This window comes from Glutamicibacter sp. (assembly GCF_032154645.1).
Classification (GTDB): domain Bacteria; phylum Actinomycetota; class Actinomycetes; order Actinomycetales; family Micrococcaceae; genus Glutamicibacter.
On record NZ_JALDXV010000001.1, the window covers coordinates 65,515 to 88,741 of the forward strand.

General features: G+C 62.3%; 22 protein-coding genes and 1 pseudogene. 15 read left to right on the plus strand and 8 right to left on the minus strand.

Annotated features, from left to right (window positions below; all coding sequences use genetic code 11):
• Positions 1-657, minus strand: coding sequence for a GntR family transcriptional regulator (locus tag RUH64_RS00295; protein ID WP_313810438.1), 657 nt, complete (start codon positions 655-657; stop codon positions 1-3).
• A gap of 154 nt (positions 658-811) precedes the next feature.
• Between RUH64_RS00295 and glyA the strand changes: the two genes are divergently transcribed.
• The 9 genes from glyA to RUH64_RS00340 are packed head-to-tail and all read left to right on the plus strand — an operon-like array spanning position 812 to position 11,600.
• Positions 812-2,128, plus strand: coding sequence for a serine hydroxymethyltransferase (glyA, locus tag RUH64_RS00300; protein WP_313810440.1), 1,317 nt, complete (start codon positions 812-814; stop codon positions 2,126-2,128).
• Positions 2,129-2,130: 2 nt separating this feature from the next.
• Positions 2,131-3,348 (plus strand): sarcosine oxidase subunit beta family protein, encoded by a 1,218-nt coding sequence (locus RUH64_RS00305; RefSeq protein ID WP_313810441.1) that lies wholly within the window; start codon positions 2,131-2,133, stop codon positions 3,346-3,348.
• A gap of 9 nt (positions 3,349-3,357) precedes the next feature.
• Entirely contained in the window at positions 3,358-3,651 is a 294-nt protein-coding gene (locus RUH64_RS00310; protein WP_313810442.1) for a sarcosine oxidase subunit delta, read from the plus strand.
• Positions 3,648-6,545, plus strand: coding sequence for a sarcosine oxidase subunit alpha family protein (locus RUH64_RS00315; RefSeq protein WP_313810443.1), 2,898 nt, complete (start codon positions 3,648-3,650; stop codon positions 6,543-6,545). The genes RUH64_RS00310 and RUH64_RS00315 overlap by 4 nt, the downstream gene beginning before the upstream one ends.
• A complete protein-coding gene (locus RUH64_RS00320; RefSeq protein WP_313810444.1) occupies positions 6,538-7,152 on the plus strand; it encodes a sarcosine oxidase subunit gamma family protein in 615 nt (204 codons plus the stop codon). The genes RUH64_RS00315 and RUH64_RS00320 overlap by 8 nt, the downstream gene beginning before the upstream one ends.
• On the plus strand, positions 7,152-8,531 hold the full coding sequence (locus RUH64_RS00325; protein ID WP_313810446.1) for an L-serine ammonia-lyase: 1,380 nt from the start codon (positions 7,152-7,154) through the stop codon (positions 8,529-8,531). The genes RUH64_RS00320 and RUH64_RS00325 overlap by 1 nt, the downstream gene beginning before the upstream one ends.
• A gap of 26 nt (positions 8,532-8,557) precedes the next feature.
• Positions 8,558-9,418, plus strand: a complete 861-nt coding sequence (gene purU / locus RUH64_RS00330; protein ID WP_313810448.1) for a formyltetrahydrofolate deformylase — start codon at positions 8,558-8,560, stop codon at positions 9,416-9,418.
• 26 nt (positions 9,419-9,444) lie between these two features.
• Entirely contained in the window at positions 9,445-10,641 is a 1,197-nt protein-coding gene (locus tag RUH64_RS00335) for an aminotransferase class I/II-fold pyridoxal phosphate-dependent enzyme (protein WP_313810450.1), read from the plus strand.
• A complete protein-coding gene (locus tag RUH64_RS00340; protein WP_313810452.1) occupies positions 10,641-11,600 on the plus strand; it encodes a D-glycerate dehydrogenase in 960 nt (319 codons plus the stop codon). Before RUH64_RS00335 ends, RUH64_RS00340 begins: the two co-directional genes overlap by 1 nt.
• Here the strand turns inward: RUH64_RS00340 and RUH64_RS00345 are convergent.
• Both RUH64_RS00345 and RUH64_RS00350 read right to left on the minus strand, forming a co-directional pair.
• The gene (locus RUH64_RS00345; protein ID WP_313810453.1) at positions 11,597-12,010 is read right to left on the minus strand and encodes a DUF1801 domain-containing protein; all 414 of its coding nucleotides are present in this window, start codon (positions 12,008-12,010) and stop codon (positions 11,597-11,599) included. The two genes, RUH64_RS00340 and RUH64_RS00345, sit on opposite strands and share 4 nt — an antisense overlap.
• A gap of 9 nt (positions 12,011-12,019) precedes the next feature.
• Positions 12,020-13,372, minus strand: a complete 1,353-nt coding sequence (locus RUH64_RS00350) for an MFS transporter (protein WP_313810454.1) — start codon at positions 13,370-13,372, stop codon at positions 12,020-12,022.
• A 137-nt stretch (positions 13,373-13,509) separates the two neighbouring features.
• Here RUH64_RS00350 and RUH64_RS00355 point away from each other — a divergent pair, with 137 nt between their 5' ends.
• The 3 genes from RUH64_RS00355 (at position 13,510) to RUH64_RS00365 (ending at position 16,894) form a co-directional block, all read left to right on the plus strand.
• The gene (locus RUH64_RS00355; protein ID WP_313810455.1) at positions 13,510-15,126 is read left to right on the plus strand and encodes an AMP-binding protein; all 1,617 of its coding nucleotides are present in this window, start codon (positions 13,510-13,512) and stop codon (positions 15,124-15,126) included.
• Between the two features lie 119 nt (positions 15,127-15,245).
• Entirely contained in the window at positions 15,246-16,679 is a 1,434-nt protein-coding gene (locus RUH64_RS00360; protein WP_313810456.1) for a glycosyltransferase family 2 protein, read from the plus strand.
• Entirely contained in the window at positions 16,676-16,894 is a 219-nt protein-coding gene (locus tag RUH64_RS00365) for a hypothetical protein (RefSeq protein WP_313810458.1), read from the plus strand. The genes RUH64_RS00360 and RUH64_RS00365 overlap by 4 nt, the downstream gene beginning before the upstream one ends.
• Here RUH64_RS00365 and RUH64_RS00370 read toward each other — a convergent pair.
• Positions 16,856-17,551 carry an EAL domain-containing protein gene (locus RUH64_RS00370; protein WP_313810460.1) on the minus strand — a complete coding sequence of 232 codons (696 nt, stop codon included), beginning with the start codon at positions 17,549-17,551 and terminating at the stop codon, positions 16,856-16,858. The two genes, RUH64_RS00365 and RUH64_RS00370, sit on opposite strands and share 39 nt — an antisense overlap.
• 171 nt (positions 17,552-17,722) lie before the next feature.
• Here RUH64_RS00370 and RUH64_RS00375 point away from each other — a divergent pair, with 171 nt between their 5' ends.
• Positions 17,723-18,742 (plus strand): GGDEF domain-containing protein, encoded by a 1,020-nt coding sequence (locus RUH64_RS00375; RefSeq protein WP_313810461.1) that lies wholly within the window; start codon positions 17,723-17,725, stop codon positions 18,740-18,742.
• Between the two features lie 100 nt (positions 18,743-18,842).
• Entirely contained in the window at positions 18,843-19,034 is a 192-nt protein-coding gene (locus RUH64_RS00380; protein WP_313810463.1) for a hypothetical protein, read from the plus strand.
• Here the strand turns inward: RUH64_RS00380 and RUH64_RS00385 are convergent.
• Positions 19,028-20,512, minus strand: a complete 1,485-nt coding sequence (locus RUH64_RS00385; protein ID WP_313810465.1) for a SulP family inorganic anion transporter — start codon at positions 20,510-20,512, stop codon at positions 19,028-19,030. The two genes, RUH64_RS00380 and RUH64_RS00385, sit on opposite strands and share 7 nt — an antisense overlap.
• A gap of 75 nt (positions 20,513-20,587) precedes the next feature.
• Here RUH64_RS00385 and RUH64_RS00390 point away from each other — a divergent pair, with 75 nt between their 5' ends.
• Entirely contained in the window at positions 20,588-20,764 is a 177-nt protein-coding gene (locus RUH64_RS00390; RefSeq protein WP_313810466.1) for a hypothetical protein, read from the plus strand.
• A 471-nt stretch (positions 20,765-21,235) separates the two neighbouring features.
• Here the strand turns inward: RUH64_RS00390 and RUH64_RS00395 are convergent.
• From RUH64_RS00395 to RUH64_RS00405, 3 genes and pseudogenes are all read right to left on the minus strand, one after another.
• Positions 21,236-22,084: pseudogene (locus RUH64_RS00395) on the minus strand (HNH endonuclease family protein).
• The gene (locus RUH64_RS00400) at positions 22,075-22,740 is read right to left on the minus strand and encodes an excalibur calcium-binding domain-containing protein (protein ID WP_313810470.1); all 666 of its coding nucleotides are present in this window, start codon (positions 22,738-22,740) and stop codon (positions 22,075-22,077) included. Before RUH64_RS00400 ends, RUH64_RS00395 begins: the two are co-directional and overlap by 10 nt.
• A 171-nt stretch (positions 22,741-22,911) precedes the next feature.
• Positions 22,912-23,193, minus strand: coding sequence for a hypothetical protein (locus tag RUH64_RS00405; protein WP_313810472.1), 282 nt, complete (start codon positions 23,191-23,193; stop codon positions 22,912-22,914).
• Between the last annotated feature and the right edge of the window lie 34 nt (positions 23,194-23,227).

Genomic DNA, 23,227 nt, shown 5'->3' on the forward strand with positions numbered 1-23,227 from the left:
TTAGAGCACCGAGCGGACGGTCTTTTCGAAGTGGAGGATGTGCTCTCCCGCTAGGGCCGCAGCAGCATCGCTGTCTCCTGCCAGGATGAGGTCGATCAGTGTCACGTGCTCGTCGATGTGCTGGTGGATGTCGGGCAGGCGGTTCAGGACCATGCACCAGATGCGAGTTGCGAGGTTGTCCAGCCGGACCAGCGCCTCTTCGAGGTGGTGGTTGTTGGCGGCGCGGTAAATCAGCCGGTGGACCTTGAGGTCGAATTCGATGAGCTGTCGATGGTCGTGGAGTGTCTCCAGCCCGACGATTGCTTCGCGGGTGGCCTCAAGTTCTGCGCGGTAGGCGCCGCCGTGTTCTTCCGCGGCTCGGCGGGCTGCGAGGCTTTCGAGGGAGAAGCGCACATCGGAGATCGATGCCAGTTCGGTGATGTCGACGCCGGTGGCGAAGGTGCCGCGGCGCGGGTAGGAAACCACCAGGTGGTCGATCTCGAGGCGCTTGAGGGCTTCGCGCATTGGAGTACGTCCGGTCCCCAGGTCCGCGGCGAGTGTTGCCTCGTTGATGGGGTCTCCGGGAGCAATGTCCAGCATGATCAGGCGGTCGCGCAGAATCCGGTAGGAACGCTCCGCCATTGATTCGCTGTCCGCAATTTCGGCTGTGGTCGTCATTTAGGTAGTACTCCTTTCATAACTAATTCTGCCTTGGCATGCCTTTTGGAGGAAATGTTATCTCGACCTATTGACTCAGTGTGACAACGGTCATACGCTAGTGGTAAATCCTTGATATATCAGTTGTCTATAACACGTTGCGAAGGACTGACCGATGGCAGAACTACAAACACTGGTGCCAACCTCCCTCACCCAAGACTTGAGCACCCTCGACCCAGAGGTGGCTGTGCGGATCGATGCTGAACTGGCTCGCCAGCAGCGTGGTCTGGAAATGATCGCCTCGGAGAACCACACCGCGCAGGCAGTGATGCAGGCGCAGGGCTCGGTATTGACCAATAAGTATGCCGAGGGCTACCCGGGCAAGCGCTATTACGGCGGTTGCGAAGAGGTCGACGTGATTGAGACGTTGGCGATCGACCGCATCAAGGAGCTGTTTGGTGCGCAGTTCGCCAATGTGCAGCCGCATTCCGGTGCCCAGGCCAACGCTTCGGTGTATCACGCGTTGGTGCGTCCGGGCGATACCGTGCTGGGGTTGAACCTGGCCCATGGCGGGCATTTGACCCATGGCATGAAGATCAACTTCTCGGGCCGTTTGTTCAACATTGTTCCTTATGGTGTGAATGAGCAGACGAACCTGGTGGACATGGACGAGGTGGAGCGCCTTGCCATTGAGCACCAGCCGAAGATGATCGTGGCCGGCTGGTCGGCGTACCCGCGTCAGTTGGACTTCGTCCGCTTCCGTGAGATCGCCGATAAGGTCGGGGCGTACCTGTTTGTGGATATGGCGCACTTTGCTGGTCTGGTCGCTGCGGGGTTGCATCCTTCGCCGGTGCCGCATGCGCATGTGGTCACGTCGACCACGCATAAGACCCTGGCTGGTCCTCGTGGCGGCATTATTCTCTCGAATGATCCGGAGATTGCGAAGAAGATTAATTCTGCGGTGTTCCCTGGTCAGCAGGGTGGTCCGTTGGAGCATGTGATCGCTGGTAAGGCGGTGGCGTTCAAGATTGCCGGTTCGCAGGAGTTCAAGGAGCGTCAGGCGCGGACCTTGGCTGGTGCCCGGATTTTGGCTGAGCGTTTGACTCAGGCGGATGTGGCGGCGAAGGGGATCAGCGTGTTGACCGGTGGTACGGATGTGCACCTGGTGTTGGTGGATCTGCGCAACAGTGAGTTGGACGGCCAGCAGGCCGAAGACCTTCTGGCACAGGTGGAGATCACCGTGAACCGCAACGCGGTGCCGTTTGATCCACGCCCGCCAATGGTCACCTCCGGCCTGCGCATCGGTACCCCGGCGTTGGCTACCCGCGGCTTCTCGGAGGAGGCGTTTGCAGAGGTCGCCGAGATCATTGCACAGACCCTGATCGCCGGCGCCGAGGGCAACACCGAAGCCCTGGCCGAACTCAAGGATCGTGTGTTGTCTTTGGCTGCGGCCCACCCACTGTACCCGGACCTGAAGAAAGTATCTGAATAATCATGGCTGATCTGCTACCCGAGCACCCAGATTTCCTGTGGGCCAATCCTGACCCGAAGAAGTCCTACGACGTTGTCATCGTCGGCGGCGGCGGCCACGGCCTGGCCACCGCATACTACCTGGCCAAGAACCACGGCATCACCAATGTTGCGGTGCTGGAAAAGGGCTGGCTGGCCGGCGGCAACATGGCCCGCAACACCACCATCATCCGCTCGAACTACCTGTGGGATGAATCGGCGGGCATCTACGAGAAGTCGCTGAAGCTGTGGGAACAGCTGCCCGAAGAACTGGAATACGACTTCCTCTTCTCCCAGCGCGGCGTGCTGAACCTGGCCCACACCCTCGGAGACGTGCGCGAGTCCATCCGCCGCGTCGAGGCGAACAAGTTCAACGGCGTGGACGCCGAGTGGCTGACCCCCGAACAGGTCAAGGAAGCCTGCCCGATCATCAACGTGGGTGACGACATCCGCTACCCGGTCATGGGCGCGACCTACCAGCCGCGTGCAGGCATCGCCAAGCACGACCACGTGGCCTGGGCCTTCGCCCGCAAGGCCAACGAGTATGGCATCGACATCATCCAGAACTGCGAAGTCACCGGCTTCATCAAGGACGGCGAAAAGGTCACCGGCGTGAAGACTACGCGCGGCACCATCAACGCCGGCAAGGTCGCCCTGGCCGGCGCGGGCCACTCCTCGGTGCTCGCCGAGATGGCAGGCTTTGAGCTGCCGATCCAGTCCCACCCGCTGCAGGCCCTGGTCTCCGAGCTGTTCGAGCCGGTGCACCCGACGGTGGTCATGTCCAACCACATCCACGTCTACGTCTCCCAGGCGCACAAGGGCGAACTGGTCATGGGCGCGGGCATCGACAGCTACAACGGCTACGGCCAGCGCGGCGCCTTCCACGTCATCGAAGAGCAGATGGCGGCGGCGGTGGAGCTGTTCCCGATCTTCGCCAGGGCGCACGTGCTGCGCACCTGGGGCGGCATCGTGGACACCACCATGGACGCCTCGCCGATCATCTCCAAGACGCCGATCCAGAACCTGTACGTGAACTGCGGCTGGGGCACCGGCGGCTTCAAGGGCACCCCGGGCGCGGGCTTCACCTTCGCCCACACCATCGCCCACGACGAAGCCCACCAGCTCAACGCACCGTTCAGCCTGGACCGCTTTGAAACCGGCCACCTCATTGACGAACACGGCGCAGCAGCCGTGGCCCACTAGGACCCCACCATGATGTTGATTGAATGCCCCAACTGCGGGCCACGCAATGAAAACGAATTCAAGTACGGCGGCGAAGCCCACGTCGCCTACCCCGAAGACCCGAACGCACTGAGCGATAAGGAATGGTCGCGCTATCTGTTCTACCGCGGCAATAAGAAGGGCATTTTCGCCGAACGCTGGGTCCACTCCGGCGGCTGCCGCAAGTGGTTCAACGCCCTGCGCGACACGGTCACCTACGAATTCAAAGCAGTCTACCCAGCCGGCGCCCAGCGCCCAGAGCTGTCCGAAGGGGGCGCTCGATGAGCAAGCCATACCGTCTTCCAGCCGCAGTGACCTCCAGTGCGGTGCTCGACCGCCAGGATCTGCTGACCCTGAGTGTGAACGGGCAGGAACTGCAGGCCTACCGCGGGGACACCGTGGCCAGCGCCATGCTCGCCAACGGGCTGCGCTCCTGTGGCAAGTCGCTGTACCTGGGCCGCCCGCGCGGCATCTTCGCCGCCGGGGTGGAAGAGCCCAACGCGCTGATCACCGTCGGCGCGCGCCACAGCCAGGACATCGACGAGTCGATGCTGCCTGCCACCACCGTCACCGTCACCGACGGCCTGAACGCCACCCTGCTTTCCGGCCTGGGCGTGCTGGATCCGAACACCGATCCCGCCTACTACGACCATGTCCACGAGCACACCGATGTGCTGGTGGTCGGCGCCGGCCCGGCAGGCCTGGCGGCGGCCCGCGAGGCATCGCGCTCCGGGGCCCGCGTCCTGCTGCTCGACGAGCGCGCCGTGGCAGGCGGCAGCCTGCGCGACACCGCCGGCGAGCAGATCGACGGCAAGGACTCCACGACCTGGATCGACGAGGTCACCGCTGAACTTGAGGCCGCGGAAGAGACCACCCACCTGCAGCGCACCACCGTCATCGGCTCCTACGACGCGAATTACGTGATCGCCGTCCAGCGCCGCACCGTGCACCTGGATGGCCCGGCCGGTCAGGGCGTGTCCCGTGAACGTGTCTGGCACATCCGCGCCAACCAGGTGGTGCTCGCCACCGGCGCCCATGAGCGTCCACTGGTCTTCGAGAACAACGACCGCCCGGGCATCATGCTCGCCGGCTCGGTACGCAGCTACCTGAACCGCTACGGCGTACGCGCCGGTTCGCAGATCGTCGTGGCCACCACCAACGACTCCGTCTACCCGCTGGTTGCCGAGCTTGCAGCCACCGGCGGCGTGGCGGCAGTGATCGACGCCCGCCGCACCGTCTCCGCGGCCGCCGCCGAGGCAGTGGCCGCGGGCGTACAGGTCATCTCCGGTTCGGTCGTCGCGGACACCCAAGCCGATGAGCACGGGGAACTGTCCGGCGTGAGCATCGCAGAGCTGGATGAAGAGAACAACCTGGGCGCCGGCCGCACCCTGGCCGCCGATGTGCTGGCGGTCTCCGGCGGCTTCAACCCGGTGGTGCACCTGCACTCCCAGCGCCAGGGCAAGCTGAACTGGGACACCGGCATCCACGCCTTCGTCCCCGCCGACGCGGTGGCAAACCAGCACCTGGCAGGTTCCATGACGGGCCTGCTGGACACCGCCAGCGCGCTGTCCACCGGTGCCGCTACCGGTGCCGCGGCCGCCAGCGCCGCAGGCTACAACCACATCGCCAGCGTGCCGCAGGCAGTTGAGGTTCCCGCCGGCCAGACCCGCCCGGTATGGCTGGTGCCCTCCCTCTCCGGCGACGAGGCGGTGCACTACAAGCACCACTTCGTGGACCTGCAGCGCGACCAGACCGTATCCGACGTGCTGCGCGCCACCGGCGCCGGCATGCAGTCGGTGGAGCATATCAAGCGCTACACCTCGATCTCCACCGCCAACGACCAGGGCAAGACCTCCGGCGTGGCAGCGATCGGCGTGATCGCCGCGGTGCTGGGCATCGAAAACCCCGCAGACATCGGCACCACCACCTTCCGCGCCCCGTACACCCCGGTGGCCTTCGCCGCGCTGGCCGGCCGTACCCGCGGGCAGCTGCTGGACCCGGCGCGCCTGACCCCGATGCACTCCTGGCATGTGGCGCAGGGCGCCAAGTTCGAGGACGTCGGACAGTGGAAGCGCGCCTGGTACTACCCGCAGGACGGCGAAGACATCCACACCGCCGTCTACCGCGAGTGCGCCGCGGTGCGCGATTCGGTGGGCATGATGGACGCCACCACCCTGGGCAAGATCGAGATCCGCGGCAAGGATGCGGCGGAGTTCCTCAACCGCATCTACACCAACGGCTACACCAAGTTGAAGGTCGGCATGGCCCGCTACGGCGTGATGTGCAAGGCCGACGGCATGGTGTTCGACGACGGCGTGACCCTGCGCCTGGCCGAGGACCGTTTCCTGATGCACACCACCACTGGCGGCGCTGCCAACGTGCTCGACTGGCTGGAGGAGTGGCTGCAGACCGAATGGCCCGAGCTGGACGTGGTCTGCACCTCGGTCACCGAGCAGCTGGCCACCGTCGGCGTGGTGGGCCCGCGCTCCCGCGAGGTCATCGCCAAGCTGGTCTCCGGGCTGGACGTGTCCAACGAGTCCTTCCCCTTCATGTCATTCCGCGATGTCACGCTGGATTCGGGCATCGAGGCGCGGATCAGCCGCATCTCCTTCTCCGGCGAACTGGCCTACGAAATCGCGATCCCTTCATGGCACGGACTGCGCGTCTGGGAGGACGTGTACGAGGCGGGCCGTGAATTCAACATCACCCCGTACGGCACCGAAACCATGCACGTGCTGCGTGCGGAAAAAGGCTTCATCATCGTCGGCCAGGACACCGACGGCACCGTAACCCCGCAGGATGCGGGCATGGAATGGGTGGTCTCCAAGGTCAAGGACTTCGTCGGCAAGCGCTCCTACTCCCGCGAGGACAACCAGCGCGAAGACCGCAAGCACCTGGTCTCGGTGCTGCCGGTGGACAAGAGTCTGCTCCTTGCCGAGGGCGCAGCGTTGATCGCCGACGGCGCCGTCACCACCGAGGGCGTCACCCCGATGGAAGGCTGGGTCACCAGCTCCTACAACTCGGCGGCCCTGGGACGCACCTTCGGCCTGGCGCTGATCAAGAACGGGCGCAACCGCATCGGTGAAACCCTGCAAACCCCGGTGAACGGCCAGCTGGTCGACGTCACCATCGGCGAAACCGTCCTCTTTGACCCGGAAGGGAGCCGTCGCGATGGCTGAAAACACAGTAATTGAGTCAACCCTGCGCCGCTCCCCGGCAGAGCACCTGGCGGGCCTGATGGCACAGGCCGAGGCCACCGGCGACCGCGCGGTAGCCCTGCGCGAGGTAGCCTTCGGCACCCAGCTGGGCGTGCGCGCCATCCCCGGCAGCGCAGCCCATGCCGCACTGTCCCAGGCCACCGGCGTGGGACTGCCCTCGACCGTAGGCCAGGTCGCGGGCGGCGTGGACGGCACCGCGGTGCTGTGGCTGGCCCCGGATGAATTCCTGGTGGCCACCGACGCGGAAAACGACCTGCAGGCACAGCTCGACGCGGCGCTGGGCGACCAGCCGGGCCAGGTGCTCGACCTGTCGGCCAACCGTGCGGTGTTCGAACTGTCGGGACCGGGAGCAACCCTGGTGCTGCGCAAGAGCTGCCCGGCGGACCTGCACCCGCGCGCCTTCGGTGTGAACCAGGCCATCGTCACCTCGCTGGCGAACATCCCGGTGCTGCTGTGGCGCACCGGCGAGCAGTCATGGCGCATCCTGCCGCGCATCTCCTTCACCGAGCACACCGTGCTCTGGCTGGTGGATGCGATGACCGAGTTCTCCTCGGCACCGGTGAGCTAATGGCGCTGTCCGTACTGGATATGTTCTCCATCGGCATCGGGCCCTCCTCATCGCACACGGTGGGCCCGATGCGGGCGGCCAAGTCCTTCGCGGCGGGGCTGGAGCAGCAGACCCTGGTACGGACAGCCCGCATCCACGCGCAGCTGTTCGGGTCCCTCGGGGCCACGGGCATCGGACACCACTCCGACGCGGCGGTGATCCTGGGGCTGTCGGGCCACGACCCGGCCACGATCGACACCGCCGCGGTGCCGCAGATCCTGGCCTCGATCAACGAGCGACGGAGCCTGAAGCTGGGCGGGGTCCACGCAATCGACTTCGACCCGGCGGCGGATGTGGTGCTGCACCGGCGCACCTCGCTGCCCGGGCACCCGAACGCCATGACCTTCAGCGCCTACGACGCCCAGGGCAGGCTGCTGGCAGAAAATACCGCGTACTCCATCGGCGGCGGATTCGTCGTCGACCATGAGGCGCTGAACGCACCGCTGGCCACCGAAGAGGCCGCGGTCCACGAGTTCTCCTCAGCGGCCCAGCTGCTCGAACTGTGCCGGATGAACGGCGAATCCATCGCCGAGATCATGTGGCGCAACGAGCTGAGCTGGCGCAGCAAAAATGAGGTGGACAACGCGCTGCTGCATATCTGGGAGGTTATGCAGCAGTGCGTTGAGAACGGGTGCACACGCACCGAGCCGACGCTGCCCGGCGGGTTGATGGTCACCCGCCGGGCGCCGGGACTGCGCGCCAAGCTTGAGGCGCGCGATGCCCAGCGCGGCGCAGATACCGACCCGCTGGCAGCCATGGAATGGGTGAACCTGTTCGCCCTGGCGGTCAACGAGGAGAACGCCTCCGGCGGACGGATCGTCACCGCACCGACCAACGGGGCGGCGGGGATCATCCCCGCGGTGCTGCACTATTACACCCGTTTCGTCCCCGGGGCCGACGATGAAAAGGTCATCGAATTCCTGATGACCGCGGCGGCCATCGGCATCCTGATCAAGACCAACGCATCGATTTCGGGCGCCGAGGTGGGCTGCCAGGGCGAGGTAGGCTCCGCCTGCGCCATGGCCGCCGCCGGACTGTGCGCGGTGCTCGGCGGCACCCCGGAACAGGTGGAGAACGCCGCAGAGGTGGCGCTGGAACACAACCTCGGGCTGACCTGCGATCCGGTGGGCGGTCTGGTGCAGATTCCCTGCATCGAACGCAACGCCATCGCCTCGGTGAAGGCCATCAACGCTGCCCGCCTGGCCCTGCACGGCGACGGCGAACATACCGTCAGCCTGGACCAGGCCATCGAAACCATGCGCGCCACCGGCGCCGACATGCAGAGCAAGTACAAGGAGACATCGCGCGGAGGGCTGGCCCTGACCCTAGCCCAATGCTGATGCAGCAGGCCGAAAGGAACTTTGCCATGACACAGCAGGCACGCCACGTACTGACGCTGCAGTGTCCAGAGGGGATCGGCATTGTGAACGCAGTGTCGGCATTCCTGCTGGAACACCGCCGCACCATCGTGGAACTCAAACAATTCGACGACATGTCCGCCTCCAGGTTCTTCATGCGGGTGGACTTCGCCGGCGAGGACGGCGCGGACCTGCTGCAGCGGCTGCGCACGCAGTTCGCACCGGTCGCGCAGAAGTACCAGATGGACTGGCAGCTGCACCCGCTGGACAAGCGCACCCGGGTGCTGATCATGGTCTCCAAGTTCGACCACTGCCTGAACGACCTGCTCTTCCGCTCCCGCAAGGGTGAACTGCCCATCGAGATCGTCGCCGTGGTCTCCAACCACGAGGACAGCCGCTCGCTGGTCGACTGGTACGGCATCCCGTACTACCACGTGCCGATTACCAGGGGCACCAAGCCGCAGGCGGAGGCGGAACTGCTCTCGCTGATTGAAAAGCACGATGCGGAATTGGTGGTGCTGGCCCGCTACATGCAGGTGCTCTCCGACCAGCTGTCCCGGGAGCTGACCGGCAAGACCATCAACATCCACCACTCATTCCTGCCCTCTTTCAAGGGCGCGAAACCCTACCACCAGGCTTGGGAACGCGGAGTGAAGACCGTGGGGGCCACCGCCCACTACGTCAACTCGGAGCTTGACGAAGGGCCGATCATCGCCCAGCAGGTGGTCGAGGTGGACCACACCTACGGTCCGCTGGACCTGGTCGCCGCCGGCCGCGACACCGAATGCAAGGCCCTGTCCAACGCGGTGCGCTGGCACTGCGAAGGCCGCGTCTTCCTCTACTCAAATCGCACAGTAGTCCTGCGCTAACCCCCAACCAACGAAGGAACACCACCATGCAACAATTGGCACAACGCCTCGAGCGGCTAGGCACCGAAACAGCATTCAGCGTGGCGCAGGCCGCCGCCGCCTGGAAGGCCAAGGGCAACCGCGTCTACCCATTCCACCTAGGCGATATCAACATCCCCACCGCGCCGCATATCGTCAGCGCCATGAACCAGGCCATCAACGACGGCTACACCGGCTACTGCCCGGGCCCAGGCATCCCGCAGCTGCGCGAGGCCCTGGCCCATGACATCGGCTCCCGCCGCGGCATGGAATTCTCCGCAGACAACGTGGTGGTCATGACCGGCGGCAAGCCGGTGATCACCAAGTTCCTGCAGGCGGTCATGGATCCGGGGCAGGAAGTGCTGTACCCGAACCCTGGATTCCCGATCTACGAGTCCCAGATCGAGTACCTGGGCGGCACCGCGGTGCCGTACAACTACGTGCCTACCGAGTCGGGCTTCGCCATCGACCTAGAGCAGGTGCGCGCCTCGATCACCGAGAACACCACCGCGATCATCTACAACGACCTGCAGAACCCGATCTCAGCTGAATCCAGTGCCGCCGAACGCGAGGCGGTGGCCCAGCTGGCCATCGAACACGACCTCTGGGTGCTCTCCGACGAGGCCTACTTCGAAACCCGCTACGAGGGAGCCTCAAGCTCCATCGCCGCGCTGCCGGGAATGGCCGAACGCACCGTCATCCTCTACACCTTCAGCAAGAAGTTCGCGATGACCGGTTCGCGCCTGGGCTGCGCCGTGGCGCCACTTGAGATCGCCCAGGTCATGAGCAAGCTGAACACCAACGACGAGTCGTGCACCACCCACTATGTGCAGTGGGCTGGCGTCGCCGCGCTGACCGGGCCGCAGGAGCCGGTCCAGGAAATGCTCGACACCCTCAAGGAACGCCGCGATGTGGCCTGCGAGATCGTGAACTCGATCCCCGGCTTCAGCGTCGCCGTCCCGCAGTCGACCTTCTACCTGTTCCCGGACGTCACCGAGGCCATGGAGCGCAAGGGATTCACCGAGGTCGGAGAATTCGCCACCGCCGCACTGGAAAACACCGGCGTCTCCTTCTGCACCCGCGAACACTTCGGCCGTCGCCTGCCAGGCGAGGAACGCCAGTACATCCGTTTGGCCTACTCGGGCATTGAGACCGAAGACATCCGCGAGGGACTGGGCCGGCTGCGCGAATGGATCGAGGCGTAATGGCGAAGGTAGTTGTCACCGGAAAGATCCCAGATGCCGCGCTGGCCAAGCTGCGCGCCGAACACGAGGTGGACGCGTGGGATGGGGAGCAGTCCATCTCCCGCGAAGAACTACTGAAACGGGTAGCGGGGGCCGACGCACTGGTCTCCCTGCTGACCGAGCGCGTGGATGCGGAACTGCTGGAAGCCGCAGGCCCGCAGCTGCAGGTAGTCTCCAACGTGGCGGTGGGCTATGACAACATCGTCGTAGCCGACTGCACCGCCCGAAACGTGCGCGCCACCAACACCCCCGGGGTGCTGACCGAGGCCACCGCGGACATCGCCTTCGGCCTGATCCTCATGGCCACCCGCCGCCTGGGGGAGGGAGAACGCCTGATCCGCTCCGGAACCCCGTGGAAATGGGGCATGTTCTTCCTGCTCGGCTCAAGCCTGCAGGGCAAGACCTTGGGCGTGGTGGGCATGGGAGGCATCGGCCAGGCCACCGCCCGCCGGGCCAAGGCCTTCGGCATGGAGGTCGTCTACCAGTCGCGCAGCGCAATCGACCCTGAGATTGCCGCCGAACTCGGTGCGCGGCGGGTCGAGCTCGACGAGCTGCTGGAGATCTCCGACGTCGTCTCGCTGCACTGCCCCTATGGCCCGAACACCCATCATCTGATCGGGCCGGAGCAGCTGGCGGCGATGAAGCAGGATGCCTACCTGATCAACACCGCCCGCGGCCCGATCGTGGACGAGGGCGCGCTGGCTCAGGCGCTGCGCGAGGGCGTCATCGCCGGAGCAGGGCTGGACGTCTTTGAGAAGGAGCCGTCGGTCCACCCGGAACTGCTGGAGCTGGAGAACGTGGCGCTGGTTCCGCACCTGGGCTCGTCAACCATTGAAACCAGGACGGCGATGGCCGTGCTGGCCTGCGAGAACACGCTGGCGGTGCTGCGCGGCGAAGCCCCCGTCACCCCGGTGAACTAGGCGTCGTCCCCGCGGGAAAACGCAATGGCAATCAACTGCTTGAGGACATCGACATCGATGTCCTCAAGCTTTTTAACGTACACGCAGCCGGCCCCCTCGGTGTAGCTGCCCAGCTTTGGCAGCAGTGCAGCGCCCTCGGGCAGGTCCTTGAGCCCGTAGAGCGACAGCGAGGCCTTGCGCGGGGAGAACGCGGTCTTGGGCCAGATGCCTGTGGTGCGCTTATTGGCGGGGGAGACGTACACGTATTCTCCGTAGCCGACCATCGACGGACCCCACATTACCGGTTCGACGCCGGTGACCTCGCGGAAGATCCGAGCCAGCTCCTGGCCGTCGATCCGCCGCTGGGCGGGGGTGGCCGCCGCGATGAATTCGGCGACGTTGGCATCGGTGGGCATGGTTTTTTGTGCCACGACTGGTCCTTAGGATGGTTCGAGTGCTGCATCTTCGGGGTGGGCGAAGATGGCAGATAGTTTACGGTACTGCCCGGTGGTCATCGCCAGCAGGCTCACAACCACCATGATCAGGCCGGAGACCAGGAAGATCAGCGCGATGCCGCGGGCGTCGCCGGTGCCCAGCAGCCAGCCGAAGGATTCGGTGCCCTGGTCGGTCTTCATGAACGGGATGATCAGGTACTGCGCCAGTGGGGCGATCAGGAATGCGGTGATGGGGGAGGCCGAGGCCTCCAGCATCTGAGCGAAACCGAAGACCCTGCCCTGACGGCGGAAGGGCACCACCTTCTGGATGACGGTCTGTTCGGCGGCCTCGCAGGCGGGAATCAGGCACATGTACAGCCAGATGCCCACGATATACAGCCACACCCATTCGCGCAGGGTGAAGATTCCGCCCAGGAACCCCATGCAGGCGACGAGGATCAGCAGCGTCCTGATGGGGTTCTTGCCCAGGCCGAACTTCGCCACCATCGAGCCGCCGATGATGAAACCGGTAGCCGTCAGTCCCAGGACCAAGCCCCAGGCTTCGACCGACATGATCGTCAAACCATAGGGGTCCATCAGGGCCATATAGACGCCGCCGATGAAGTTGTTGAACATGGAGAAGACGATCAGCGCCAACAGGCCGGGAATGGCCACCACGGTGGCGAAGCCAAGGCGCAGGTTCGAACCCTTTGTGCCTTCTTCCTCGGGTTCGGGCAGCTGCTCGGGAATTGAAATGCTCAGCAGGTGCACCATGGTGACCAGCACCAGGCCGATGGCGATGGCCAGCGTCCACCCCATGCCCAGCAGTCCGACTGACAGCCCGCTGAAAACGCTGGTGACGATGAACGACAGCCCCTGTACGGTGCCGACCAGGCCGTTGGCATTCGCATGGCGTTCGACGGGAATCAGCAGCGTGACGGTGGTCGACAGGGCGATGCCGCGCATCTGCTCCACGATCGCTCCGGCGAGGATCACCAGGCAGAACAGCCAGAATTCCCAGCCGCCGATATTCAGGATCCGCTGCGTGGGCAGCAGCAGGTAGGCCGCGCCGGCGAGCGTGAACATCACCGCGGTGATCACCGCCGAGAGCACGAAGACGGTCTTCTTGCGGTGCAGGTCCACATAGCTGCCGAACACCATCGAGAAGATCGCGATCAGCAGCATGAAGGCGCCGCCGATGATGCCAGTGGCCATCACGTTCTCGGTCTCCAGGTACACCCAGAAGGTCAGGGCGAACCAGAGGAAGCTGGTGGTCACATTCGCCACGGCGGTGTTGACCAGCACGTGCATAAACACGCGCTGGCCGTTGCTCGGTACTTCAGGATTCTGTTCGCTCATCTGCCGTATCCAATGTGGGTGCCGTAAAGAAAAGCATACGGACAGCTACCGACACAGTCACCAGCTGCAGGATGAAATTTCAGCTTCGGCTATTGTGTGACTTGTGACGCAGGGCACTAAATGCAAGGAGCTGAGCAATGAAGGCCTATGCCAAGGGTGAAAGCGCACCGGCGCTGCTCGAAGAAACCATCGGGGCAAACCTCGAACGCACGGTAGCGCGCTTCGGGGAGCGCGAAGCCCTGGTGGAGGCCGCGAGCGGCCGCCGCTGGAGCTGGAACCAGTTCAACGCCGACGTCGACGCCCTGGCCAAGGGACTGATCGCGGCGGGTGTGCAGGCCGGGGACCGGGTGGGCATCTGGGCCCCGAACTGCGCCGAATGGACGCTGACCCAATTCGCCACGGCAAAGATCGGCGTCATCCTGGTCAACGTGAACCCCGCCTACCGCACCCACGAATACGCCTACGCGGTGAACCACAGCCAGATGCGCATGCTCATCACCGTGACCGGGTTCAAGACCAGCAACTACCGCGCCATGGTGGAAGCCACCCGCGAAGACACAGTAACCCTGCAGCGCGTGGTGTTCCTCGATACCGACGACTGGGCCCAGCTGCTGGCCCAGGGAGCGGGGATCAGCGATGCGGCGCTCGCCGAAAGGCTCGCCGCCACGGATTCGGGGGATGCGATCAACATCCAGTACACCTCCGGCACCACCGGCTACCCCAAGGGGGCGGTGCTCAGTCACCGCAACATCCTGAACAACGGCTATCAGGTCACCGGCATGATCAACCTGACCGAAGAAGACCGGCTGTGCATCCCGGTGCCCTTCTACCACTGCTTCGGCATGGTCATGGGAAACCTCGGCTGCGTTTCCCGCGGCACCACCATGGTCATCCCCGCCCCCGGGTTCGACCCTGAAACCACCCTGAAGGTGGTCGCCGAGGAACGGTGCACCGGCCTGTACGGGGTGCCGACGATGTTCATCGCTATGCAGAACCATCCGAACTTCGCGAACTACGACCTCGACACGCTGCGCACCGGCATCATGGCAGGATCCATCTGCCCCGTGGAGGTGATGCGTCGCTGCGTCGAAGACATGGGCATGAGCGATGTGTCCATCGCCTACGGCATGACCGAAACCAGCCCGGTCTCCTGCCAGACCCGCGACGACGACGACTTCGAGCGCCGCACCTCCACCATCGGACGGGTGCACCCGCACGTGGAAATCAAGGTCGTGGACCCGGCGACGGGTCAGACCCTTGAGCGTGGGGAAACCGGCGAATACTGCACCCGCGGCTACAGTGTCATGCTCGGCTATTGGAACGACCAGGTGAAAACCAACGCCGCGATCGATGAGGAAGGCTGGATGCACACCGGGGATCTAGCGGTGATGCGCGAGGACGGTTACTGCAATATCGTCGGCCGCATCAAGGACATGGTGATCCGCGGCGGGGAGAACATCTACCCGGCGGAGATCGAGGAGTTCCTCTATCACCATCCTGATATCGAAGACGTCTCGGTCATCGGGGTGCCCGATGAGAAGTACGGCGAGGTGATCTGCGCCTGCATCCGCATGAAGGCGGGGCGTGCGCCGCTGAGCGTCGAGGCGATCCGCGAGTACTCCACCGGGCATCTGGCGCATTACAAGATTCCCGCCTATGTTCAGATCCTCGAAGAGTTCCCGACCACCGTCACCGGCAAGATCCGCAAGAACCAGCTGCGCGAGGACGCGGCGGCGCGGCTGCACCTGCCCTAGCCCGACGATGCCCGCGGGGTTCTCCTGATCATTCGCTAGATGAACTTTTGCCCTATGGGAAAGGAAGTGCGGGATGCCGTAGGCTGGGAGCCATCGGCTGATTTTTCAGGAGAATATTTATGCAGAAGCATTTCGGTCGTCTCGTGGGTATAGCGGTGATCCTCATAGTAGTGATGGCCGCTCTGCTTTTGTGGTGGGTTCTGTCTCTGGGTAATGCAACGCCGCAGATGTGGAAACCAATCGAAGTCACCCTTGGCGGTCTCTGGACCACTTTTTACAGTGCACAGTCGCCGGACCTGTCCATTTTGATCTCGGCGGTGCTCATTGCAGTCGTCCTGGTGCTGTTCGTGGTGGTGGGCGAGCGCCTGGTGACCTTGCGCTACCGGCGTTCCTCGGTGGAAAAATCGACGAACCGTCCGCTGTCGCCCAGAACTGTGATGGCCCGAACCCGTGGGGTCTATGCGGGGGAGGTAACGACCACGGTGCTGATCCCGGCCCATAATGAAGAGCAGTCGCTGCCGCACACGATCAACGCGCTGAAGGATCAGAGTTTTCCACCCGCACGAGTGCTCGTCGTCGCCGATAACTGCACCGACGGCACCGTCGAGGTAGCGCGGCGACATGGCGTGGATGTCTTTGAATCCGTCGACAACCTACATAAAAAGGGCGGGGCGCTGAATCAGGCTTTAGCGCAGGTTTTGCCCTCGATGGGGGACAACGATTGCGTCATGGTGATGGATGCCGATAGTCAGATCGGAGCCGATTTCCTTGCTGTGGCCAGGGACCGTTTCACCGCCGATCGCGCCCTGATGGCAGTGGGCGGGCTTTTCCACGGTGAACCCGGCCATGGGCTCATCGGCCAATTTCAGCGTAATGAGTACACACGCTACCAGCGCGAAATTGCCCGCCGAGATGGTCGAGTCTTCGTTCTGACCGGCACGGCCTCGGTATTCCGGGCTTCGGCCCTGCGCGCGGTGGCTTCGGCCCGTGGAAATACGCTGCCGGGCACTGCCGGTGAAGTGTATGACACCGCGGCGCTGACCGAAGACAACGAGTTGACCATCGCGCTGAAGTCATTGGGCGCCCTGACAACCTCGCCGGAGCAATGCACCGTGGTTACGGAGCTGATGCCAAACTGGAAAATGCTCTGGGCGCAGCGGCTTCGCTGGCAGCGTGGCGCGCTGGAGAACCTCGGCGCCTACGGAGTCACCCCGCAGACCATGCGGTACTGGGCGCAGCAGATCGGCATCGGCTACGGCCTCATTGCCCTCTTCAGCTACTTTTTCCTGATGGTCCTGATGATGGTGTCCATGGATACCTGGGTGTGGTTTCCGTTTTGGCTTCTGATCGGGCTGATTTTTGCCGTCGAGCGGGTCGTGACCGTATGGGAAGGCGGCTGGAAGGCGCGCATAGTAGCGGCGCTGGTGCTACCGGAGCTGATCTACGACGCCTTCTTGGATCTCGCTTTTCTCAAGGGAGTTTCGGACATCGCCTTTGCACGGAGCGCTGATTGGAAACATGTAGAACACCAACCGAGCAATGAGGCGGTATGAGCGCGATGCTGATGGTTCCCAAGGGTATTTTGCTGCCGGAGAGCGTCTTGTATTCGCACTGGTTCAGCGTGCTGGCATCGTTCGTTGCCATTAACACGGTGATCTACCTGATCCTAGGGGTTACGAAGATCTTGCCTAGAATCCGGGTCAAATCCTCCCGGGGGCGCGAACGCCGTTCAGAAACCAGACACATCGATCCCGACGCGCCGGTTTAGTTCGCGCATTCCCTCGGCCAAGTCCGCCGGAGGCAAGCCGCGGTGATAGAAATAGCCCTGTGCGTAGTCGAATCCTAGGGAAACGACTAGTTCGACATCCCCTTGAGTTTCAACGCCTTCGGCTAGGGTTTTCGCGCCACAGGACCGGGCCGCATGCAACAGCGAATGGGTCAACTCTTGTACTTCCGGCGAACCGCGATAGCCAGCGATGAGGCTTCGATCGAGTTTGACGATGTCTGGACGTAAATTCATGATCCGTTCGCTGGTCGCGTAGGCGACCCCGGCATCATCGACCAGCAGCTGCACGTTGAGCTCTTGGGTAATGCGACGGACTTCGGTGCATCCGCTTGGTTCTGAACCCTCGTTGAGTTCCAGACCCCAGCGCAAGCGCCGGTCCAAGCTGCAGGTGAGGTCGGAAAAATATTGGATGGATTCCCCGGAGGCATTCATGGTCACCAGATATCCATCGGGAATGCAGTCTGTCGAAGCAACAATCTGTTTGATGGCTTGATGCTCTAGCTCTATGAGTCGTCCTTCGGACCGTGCCTGATCAAAGTGTAGATCCGGACTGCGCCCATCGGAGAATCGCGCCAGCGCTTCAAAACCTAAAAGCGACGTGCGCTTTAGGTCGATGACCGGCTGAAAAACAAATTTCACGGCGTACCTTACGACTGATGAGCGGGTGCAATCCGTATGACGGACCTGGTGCCAATAATGAACCCGTTGCCGATCATACAGTCTTGGGAACGGCAAAACTATGTAGGCTTGGGGGGAAAGTATGCGAAGAGGTGATCGCCGGTGCGAAAGAGGTCGGAACGCAGGACAAGCATGAGTACGACATGGCGTGCGCGTTTCCCGATACGGCAATTCCGTGAAATTACCAGCATGGAAGTTGCCGTCACCGGGATGGTTGCCGGTTTCTTGACGATCTTCTACGGGTTGAACCTTTTCAATACTTTCCCAACCCCGCTGCACGAACTCACTGCGATTACGCGCTTTATCGGCGCGTTGCTGATCGTCGTACTTGTGCTGCTCAAGGGCGACCGTTTCCCGCGGTGGATCGCCCTGGTGGGCGCATTAAACGAGTTGTCGGCCTTCGTTTACTTCGTCGGCTTCACTACGACCCATGAGCAAATTGTCTTCAGGCTCCAGGAATTCCCGCTGATCGCGCTCTACCTCTCTTGGCTATTTCCTGCATCTGTCGCGCGGCTGACAATCTACCCTGTGATGGTTTTTACAATGGCCTATTCCGTGTGGTTCGGGCCTGCGGCAGGGACCGATCATCAGAGCGGCTTGTTGAACGTCGTCAGCCTGGTGTTCTTCACGGTCGTTGCCATGTCAGTTGGAAGCTTCGTTAAAAGGAACTTCAAGAAGCAGACCGAAATCGATCCGTTGACAGGTGCCATGAACCGCCGTGGTCTGGGGATCCATGGCGACGCAATTCTGGTGCAGTGCCAGAAGCAGCACAGGCCAGTGAGCGTTGTACTCGTCGACCTAGACGGCTTCAAGCGGATCAATGATCAGCAGGGGCATAATGCAGGGGATCGCGTGCTGTGCCAGATTGTCGATCATTTGAATACTTCGACTCGACGATCGGACATCGTTGCGCGATTAGGCGGGGATGAATTCGTCGTGGTGATGCCCGAGACGGATGAAGAAGCAGCGCAGCGCGTCATGGAACGCATCCATTTGTCAGCGGTTCACGAATGGAGCTTTGGCGTAGCCCAAGCGACTGCGGAAGACAACCTGAGCATGGTCATTCTCCGCGCCGATAGGGCGATGTACACGTTCAAGCGGGCACGTGCCGAGCGTGCCCGTGAGCGGTCGGACTCGACCGATAGAGGGTAGGCGTTTCGGCCGGACTTTGGGATTCTGGCAGTTGCCATAAAGCCCTTTAGCCATTGTTGTCCTGCTCGATAGCCTCGAGGCGGAAATAGAGGAGGGAACTATGTTTAAGCGTCACCCAACCGATCCGCCCATCAATCCCCAGGACCCGACAGGCCCCAGCGCACCACCCAGCGACCCCACCGCGCCTACCGGGCCGGTCATCGATCCAACGGCGCCGCCGGAACCGCCCTTCGACCCGACCAGCCCTAATCCCCACGAACCGCAGGTTCAGCCTGAACGCAAGGGCTACTGAAGGTTGCCGCGCAGCCGCTCGCGCATTTTCGCGCTGGCCTCGTTCAGCCCGCGGATCTCAACCCGTTTGCCGTAGCTTTCATATTTGGCGCTCACCGAGTCCAGTGCCGCCGCCGTGGTTGCATCCCACAGGTGCGAATCGCTCATGTCGATGACCACCTGCTGAGGGTCCTGGGCATAGTTGAACTGCATGTACAGGTCATTGGAGGAGGCGAAGAACAGCTCGCCTTGCACCGTGTAGACGGCGGCGTCCCCGTGCAGTTCTCGCTTGACGCTGACGAAGTGTGCGACGCGGTTGGCGAAGAGCACCATAGCGCTCAGGATGCCCACGCCCACGCCGATGGCCAGGTTGTTTGTGGCCACGGTGAGCACCACGGTGATCAGCATGACGAAGGTTTCGCTCTTGGGCATCGCCTTCAGTGTTCCCGGTCGGATGCTGTGCCAGTTGAACGTCGCGGCGGATACCACCACCATCACCGCTACCAGCGCCGCCATGGGAATCTGCGCCACCACATCGCCGAAGGCCACCGCCAGGATCAGCATGAAGATGCCGGCGAACATGGTGGAGATGCGCGTGCGTCCGCCGGAAACCTTGACGCCGATCATGGTCTGCCCGATCATCGCACAGCCGCAGATGCCGCCGAAGAACCCGGTCACGATGTTCGCGGTGCCCTGAGCCCAGGATTCGCGGGTCTTGCTTGACGGGGTATCGGTGATGTCGTCGACGAGCTTGGCGGTCAGCAGGGATTCAAGCAGCCCCACAAATGCCACCGCCACGGCAAAGGGCGTGATGATCTTCAATGTTTCAAGGTTCAGCGGCACCTGGGGTATCCCGAAGACCGGCAGCGAATCGGGCAGTTCGCCCTGATCCCCGACGGTTGGCACGTTGATCCCCGCAGTTACCGCCACCACCGTCAGCGTGACGATGGCGATCAACGGAGCCGGCACCGCCTTGGTCAGCTTGGGGAACAGGTAGATGATCAGTACCCCGAGCCCCACCAGCGGGTAGACCTGCCAAGGGACGTTGATCAGCTGTGGCATCTGGGCCAGGAAGATCGAAATGGCAAGGCCGTTGACGAACCCGATCATGACCTGCCGTGGGATGAAGCGCAGCAGTTTGGCCACGCCGATCAGGGCCAGCAGCACTTGGATGATGCCTGCCAGCACCACCGTCGCGAAGAGGTACTCAACGCCGTAGGTTCGAACTAGGGGTGCCACCACCAGTGCCACGGCGCCGGCCGCGGCGGAGATCATCGCAGGCCGCCCACCGGTGATGGCGATGACCACCGACATCGTGAACGACGCGAAGATGCCGACCTTTGGGTCTACCCCGGCGATCACCGTAAACGCGATGACCTCTGGAATCAGCGCCAGGGACACCACAAGGCCGGCCAGCAGCTCGGTCTTCAGCAAGCGGGGAGACTTCAGCGTGCGCCATACCGATTGACGTTCGATCGGACTCAGGGTTGCCGCGCTCATGCAAAGTTCCATTCACTCAGGGGTACCCAAGTATTTTAGTGGACGCCTGCACCGATACTGATGTGGAATTGAAGCATGGGTCGAGAACTGAACGCACGGACGCTGAACATCTGCGAGTCATCGGGCAGCCAGCGCTACCGGACTAAGGCGATCGCCGACAAGGCTGCGGTCCGCCGCGGCAGGCAGCTGAAGCGTGAGGTCGCAACCTATCGCTGTCCCCACTGTGGTGGCTGGCATCTTCGCTCCAGCTGAATCCAGCGTGGCGTTCATTAAAAGGAAAGTTCCCGTTGGGAGGAAATCCAACGGGAACCTTACGATCATCACTCGCACCTTTATGAGGTACTAATAGTCTAAAGTCGCACTCTGTGCTTGAGCTTTGGAATTCCGAGCCGTCGGCTAAGTATCCTTAACGGCTAATTCCGGACAGGAATCCAGCTTTCAAAAAAGGTCATTAAATTCGAATCCCCCTGAGGCAAAGCCATCAGGGGGATTCTCGATCATCACTCGCACCTTTATGAGGTAATTACCACTGTAATGCCGAATCCTATGTTGGAACTGAGCAGGATCTGGGTGATGGCAATATATATGAAACCGGTAATGAGGGGTGGAAATCCAAATCGAGGTTTAAAAGAATACTGGCTCCGTTGCCGTGCACAACGGAGCCAGAATTACATCATCATCACTCGCACCTTCAAGAGGTATTCTCTACTCTAAAGATTAAAGCTATGTGCAAGCTTTGATCAGGCTCGGCAACGACAATGAGATTGTTTGCCGCGCCAATTGCCTTGGAATTGGGCTCATGTCAGCAATATTCCTGCAGTACCTGAACCATCGAGGTTTTTCGGCGTTGGTGACCCGCAATGAGTACTTGTGCTTCACCTCGATTTGCCGGGTGACGTACGCACACCAGTAGTCTCGATCCGGCGGCAGCCAGGTCGCGGCGTCGCCGTCGCTCTTCGAACCATTTGTCGGGCCATCGACCGCCAGCAAATTCTACGGATCATTGGCGAACCGAACGCGTTGCTCGGGCGAGAGATTTTGAGCGCCCTTCTGCCAGGCATCGGAGAGCGCGATCACATGGTCGATCTGCACCGCATTGCTGGTGCCTTGTCCGCGTTCGAACGCAATTGACTCTCCGGTGTACGGATCATCCAGCACGCCGGTGAGCACAACACAGTCCCGAGTTCCCGATTTGTACGAGGTGACGTCCAGGTCTCGACGGAGGATGTCGTTGCGCGTATCGCAACCATTATGGTCGGTGTCGCTCCACGCGCTGCCAAATAGGCCGCGGTCGTAGCCGCTTTTCGGCGCGCGGCCCTTGACCTGAAGATCATCCAACAGGGACTGCGCCTGCGAGGCGGCCTTCTCCTTCGTAGGCTGCTCGCGGGACTGCGTCGGCGCCTCGCTGCTGATGGTGATTGGCGGGGCTTCGGTGCGGATGACGATCGGCGGTGCCGTCGACGATGTGCTGTGGGCGGCCGGTGGCTGCGCGCTGGATGTTTCGACCGCGCAGCCGGTGAGTGCGATCGCCAGTAACAGGACCGCGACGCGCCCGGGGCGGGCTACTCGCACGCTACGCCGTCGCCGTCACGGTCGAGCTTTCGCGAGTAACCCGGATCGCCGACGCGGATCGGAGCGGCTCCGGCCGCCCGTACGGCGCTGCAGTTCTGGTAGAAGGTGCTGGTCGGAGCCTTTTTAACGGGAGTCTCAGCTGCCTCTTGGGCTGCCTTTTTTGCCGCTGCCTTTTTCTCTGCGGCTCTTTCCTCTGCAGCTGCACGCTTTGCGGCGGCCTTCTTTTCTGCGGCCGCCTTTTCAGCCGCGGCCTTCTCCTTGGCCGCCTTTTCCGCAGCCTGCTTCTTCTCGGCCGCCTCCTGCTTGGCCAGCGCAATCGCCTCATCGTGCTCGCCCTGGGTTACCCACACCAGCGCATCGCTGGCATCGGCATCGCAGTAGAGCTTTTCGGTGCCCTGTTCCATGACAAGCTCATCGCCTTCGCAGTCCTGCCCGAGGAAGCTGGCGATCTCGGTGGGGGATTCGGAAGGCGTTGGAGTCGGTGATTCGCTGGAGAGCTCAATTGCTTCTGCGGATTCGGTGGAAGTCGTGTCGGCTTGCGTGGTAGTTGCGCAACCGGAGGTGATCAGCAAGGCAAAAACTGCCCCAAAAATTGCAGCAGCACGCTTAGGAGTGTTTGCAGGGTTTGACGGAGCTAGAGAATGAAAGATGGGCATGCGAAAAGAACCTCATAAGAGTAGGTGATGGATATCCCCAATTCTTCTATCTCGTGAAATTAAAAGCAATTTAAGACAGCGGAATATTTTACAAAAAAGGCGCAACGGCGAAAACTAGAAAAGTTAAAAAGAGAAAGATTTTATAGAAAAATTTATCGCCGACCATCATCGTCACACTTCAAGCCGGTCGATCAATGTGAACAAAAGAATTGTTTCGAGTTTTTTTGGCGTAAGAGCCTTCAAGCTGCTTCCGGAAAGATGAAGCGCGGACAAATATTGTGACTGAGGTTGTTGCGGGTCCGGTACGGGTATTGCGACCATCGGGTGCACCTTTATGAGCTGCTTTTTGATTTTAGGGCCAGGGCTCACGGGCCCCTGATGAATGTCGTCGAAACTTGGAATAAAAAAAGGTGAAGCTCCCGTCGGTGGGAATCCAACGGGAGCCTCGATCATCACTCGCACCTTCAAAGAGGTAATTACGACCATA

Coding starts and splice junctions, on each gene's coding strand:
- RUH64_RS00295 (WP_313810438.1), bottom strand. CDS start 657: ATGACGACCACAGCCGAAATTGCGGACAGCGAATCAATGGCGGAGCGT.
- glyA (WP_313810440.1), top strand. CDS start 812: ATGGCAGAACTACAAACACTGGTGCCAACCTCCCTCACCCAAGACTTG.
- RUH64_RS00305 (WP_313810441.1), top strand. CDS start 2,131: ATGGCTGATCTGCTACCCGAGCACCCAGATTTCCTGTGGGCCAATCCT.
- RUH64_RS00310 (WP_313810442.1), top strand. CDS start 3,358: ATGATGTTGATTGAATGCCCCAACTGCGGGCCACGCAATGAAAACGAA.
- RUH64_RS00315 (WP_313810443.1), top strand. CDS start 3,648: ATGAGCAAGCCATACCGTCTTCCAGCCGCAGTGACCTCCAGTGCGGTG.
- RUH64_RS00320 (WP_313810444.1), top strand. CDS start 6,538: ATGGCTGAAAACACAGTAATTGAGTCAACCCTGCGCCGCTCCCCGGCA.
- RUH64_RS00325 (WP_313810446.1), top strand. CDS start 7,152: ATGGCGCTGTCCGTACTGGATATGTTCTCCATCGGCATCGGGCCCTCC.
- purU (WP_313810448.1), top strand. CDS start 8,558: ATGACACAGCAGGCACGCCACGTACTGACGCTGCAGTGTCCAGAGGGG.
- RUH64_RS00335 (WP_313810450.1), top strand. CDS start 9,445: ATGCAACAATTGGCACAACGCCTCGAGCGGCTAGGCACCGAAACAGCA.
- RUH64_RS00340 (WP_313810452.1), top strand. CDS start 10,641: ATGGCGAAGGTAGTTGTCACCGGAAAGATCCCAGATGCCGCGCTGGCC.
- RUH64_RS00350 (WP_313810454.1), bottom strand. CDS start 13,372: ATGAGCGAACAGAATCCTGAAGTACCGAGCAACGGCCAGCGCGTGTTT.
- RUH64_RS00355 (WP_313810455.1), top strand. CDS start 13,510: ATGAAGGCCTATGCCAAGGGTGAAAGCGCACCGGCGCTGCTCGAAGAA.
- RUH64_RS00360 (WP_313810456.1), top strand. CDS start 15,246: ATGCAGAAGCATTTCGGTCGTCTCGTGGGTATAGCGGTGATCCTCATA.
- RUH64_RS00365 (WP_313810458.1), top strand. CDS start 16,676: ATGAGCGCGATGCTGATGGTTCCCAAGGGTATTTTGCTGCCGGAGAGC.
- RUH64_RS00375 (WP_313810461.1), top strand. CDS start 17,723: ATGAGTACGACATGGCGTGCGCGTTTCCCGATACGGCAATTCCGTGAA.
- RUH64_RS00380 (WP_313810463.1), top strand. CDS start 18,843: ATGTTTAAGCGTCACCCAACCGATCCGCCCATCAATCCCCAGGACCCG.
- RUH64_RS00385 (WP_313810465.1), bottom strand. CDS start 20,512: ATGAGCGCGGCAACCCTGAGTCCGATCGAACGTCAATCGGTATGGCGC.
- RUH64_RS00390 (WP_313810466.1), top strand. CDS start 20,588: ATGGGTCGAGAACTGAACGCACGGACGCTGAACATCTGCGAGTCATCG.
- RUH64_RS00400 (WP_313810470.1), bottom strand. CDS start 22,740: ATGCCCATCTTTCATTCTCTAGCTCCGTCAAACCCTGCAAACACTCCT.
- RUH64_RS00405 (WP_313810472.1), bottom strand. CDS start 23,193: ATGATCGAGGCTCCCGTTGGATTCCCACCGACGGGAGCTTCACCTTTT.